Origin of the sequence: Kitasatospora sp. NPDC058406 (genome assembly GCF_042722765.1) — a bacterium.
Taxonomy (GTDB): Bacteria; Actinomycetota; Actinomycetes; order Streptomycetales; family Streptomycetaceae; genus Kitasatospora.
The window spans coordinates 53,319-55,931 of sequence record NZ_JBHXKE010000028.1 but is presented as its reverse complement, the minus strand read 5'-3'; the positions used below and the strand labels follow the sequence as shown (position 1 = coordinate 55,931).

At 72.4% G+C, this 2,613-nt stretch carries 1 protein-coding gene; it reads left to right on the top strand.

Annotated features, from left to right (window positions below; genetic code table 11):
- Positions 1 to 620: 620 nt before the first annotated feature.
- Positions 621 to 2,408 (top strand): glycosyl hydrolase family 18 protein, encoded by a 1,788-nt coding sequence (locus ACFWOG_RS08530; RefSeq protein WP_380356094.1) that lies wholly within the window; start codon positions 621 to 623, stop codon positions 2,406 to 2,408.
- Positions 2,409 to 2,613: the final 205 nt, after the last annotated feature.

Here is a 2,613-nt window from a genome sequence, read left to right as displayed (position 1 = left end):
GCGCGCGGCCACGGAACCCGCATGCCCGGCGCCCGCACGCCCGCCGTCAGCGGGCGGCCTGCGCCACCACCTGTGCGTCCGGCGCCGGCGCGCCCGGACGACGGACGGGGCCGCAGAGCGCCGGCCGTGAACCGCACCCGGCGCCGCCCACCGCCGCGCCGGCCGTTGCCGTGACCACACCGGCGGACGGCGGCACGAACCACCCGGCCTGCCGCCGGCCCCGGCCCGCCGGCAGGCCGGATCACGGCCACGAGGTGGGCGCACATGCTCCGCCGACGAACTGTTAGGAGTCTTGACAGACGAGTGGTCTAGTCCAACCATAAGCATGTCGATCCGACCGGGATGCACTGTGGGGGTGTGACCACCGGCGGCTGAGGCACTGCCATGCCCTGCCATGCTCCACCCCCAGACCCGCTGCGGCGTCCGCGCGTTCGCGCACCGCCGGCCGTCCGTGCCGCGTGTCCACGGGGTGCGCATGCCCGCTCCGCCGCCCCCGCCGCACGGTTCGCATCTCCCGCTCCACAGTGCCCCGCTCCACGGCCCCCACCGTTCGACCGTTCCGCCGCGAAACTCCGCACACTTCACCAACGTCCGGCCCCACCAAGTCTGTTGGAGAACCAATGCGTCTACGCAGAACGATTCAGGCCGCCCTGACGGCCTGTGTCACCCTGGCCGCCTCGGCCGGAATCGTCGCCGCCGGGGCGACCACCGCGGGAGCGGCCCCCACGGCAGCGACCACCTCGTCGGTCTCCGCCTCGGCCGCCGCCACCCCGCTGCCCACCCGGGTGTTCGCCCCCTACTTCGAGGCCTGGACCGGCGAGAGCCCGGCCGCCCTGGCCGCCCAGTCCGGTGCCAAGCACCTGACGATGGCGTTCCTGCAGACCGCGACCAAGGGCTCGTGCACGCCGTACTGGAACGGCGACACCTCGCTGCCGGTCGCCCAGTCCTCGTTCGGCGCCGACATCGCCACCATCCGCGCCAACGGCGGCGACGTCATCCCGTCCTTCGGCGGCTACACCGCCGACACCACCGGCACCGAGCTGGCCGACAGCTGCACCGACGTCAACCAGATCGCCGCCGCGTACCAGAAGCTGATCACCACGTACGAGATCAGCCGGATCGACCTCGACATCGAGGTCGACTCGCTGGACAACACCGCGGGCATCGACCGCCGCAACAAGGCGATCAAGGTGGTGCAGGACTGGGCCGCCGCCAACGGCCGGCAGATCCAGTTCTCCTACACCCTGCCGACCACGCCGACCGGCCTGGCCGCCAGCGGCCTCGCGGTGCTGCGGAACGCGGTCACCAACAACGCCCGGATCGACGTCGTCAACCTGATGACCTTCGACTACTACGACAACGCCCAGCACGACATGGCCGCCGACACCCAGACCGCGGCGACCGGCCTCTACAACCAGCTGGCCCGGCTGTACCCGACCAAGACGCCCGCCCAGCTGTGGGGCTCCATCGGCGTCACCGAGATGATCGGCGTCGACGACTTCGGTCCGGCCGAGACCTTCACGCTCGCCAACGCGACCACCGTCTACAACTGGGCGGTCTCGAAGGGCATCAACACCCTGTCGTTCTGGGCGCTGCAGCGCGACAACGGCAGCTGCCCGGGCGCCACCGCCCGTGACAACTGCTCCGGGATCAGCCAGAACACCTGGGACTTCACCAAGATCTTCAAGGCGTTCACCAGCAACACCCAGCCGACGAACGACTTCTCGGTCGGCGTGAGCCCCGACTCGGGTTCGGTGGTGGCCGGTTCGTCGACCAGCGCGAACATCACCACCGCCGTCACCACCGGTTCGGCGCAGAGCGTCAGCCTCACCGTCTCGGGTGCCCCGGCCGGCGTCAACGCCACCGCCACCCCCGGCAGCGTCACCGCCGGCTCCCCCGCCACGCTCAACATCACCACGGCGGGCACCACCACACCCGGCACCTACCCGCTCACCATCACCGGCACCGCCGCCTCCGGCACCCACACCAGCACCTACACGCTGACCGTCACCGGCGTCACCCCGCCCGGCGGCCTGGTCAACGGTGGCCTGGAGACCGGCAGCCTCGGTCCGTGGACCTGCCAGAGCGGCGGCTCCGTGGTGAGCACCCCGGCCCACTCCGGGTCCTACGCGCTCCAGGCCGCGGCCAGTGCCTCGCAGACCGGCCAGTGCCAGCAGACCGTCACGCTGGCGCCCAACAAGGCTTACACGCTGACCGGTTGGGTCCAGGGCAGCTACGCCTACCTCGGCGTGAGCGGCGGTGCCACCGGCTCCGCCTGGACCAGCGCGAGCGGCTGGACCAAGCTCACCGTGCCGTTCACCACCGGCGCCTCCGGCACCGCCACGGTGTACCTGCACGGCTGGTACGGCCAGGGCAATGTCTTCGGCGACGACTTCTCCATCGCCTGACGGCACGACAGCCGGCGAAAGCCTGAAGCCGACGGCTGACGGCTGACGGCCTATTCCGTCGGAGGACGGACGAGCCCGGCCGTCCCGTCAGGGGTGCCGCTCAGGGGTGGCCCGGCCCAGCCGGGCGGCCCCCCCGCCCCCGGTGCGGCGGGCGTACCCCCGCCCCCCCCGGGCCCCGGCCCCCCGGCCGCGCGGCGCGCGGCCG

Bases quoted from the DNA above. Each gene is read 5' to 3' on its own strand.
- ACFWOG_RS08530 (WP_380356094.1), top strand. From the start codon at position 621: ATGCGTCTACGCAGAACGATTCAGGCCGCCCTGACGGCCTGTGTCACC.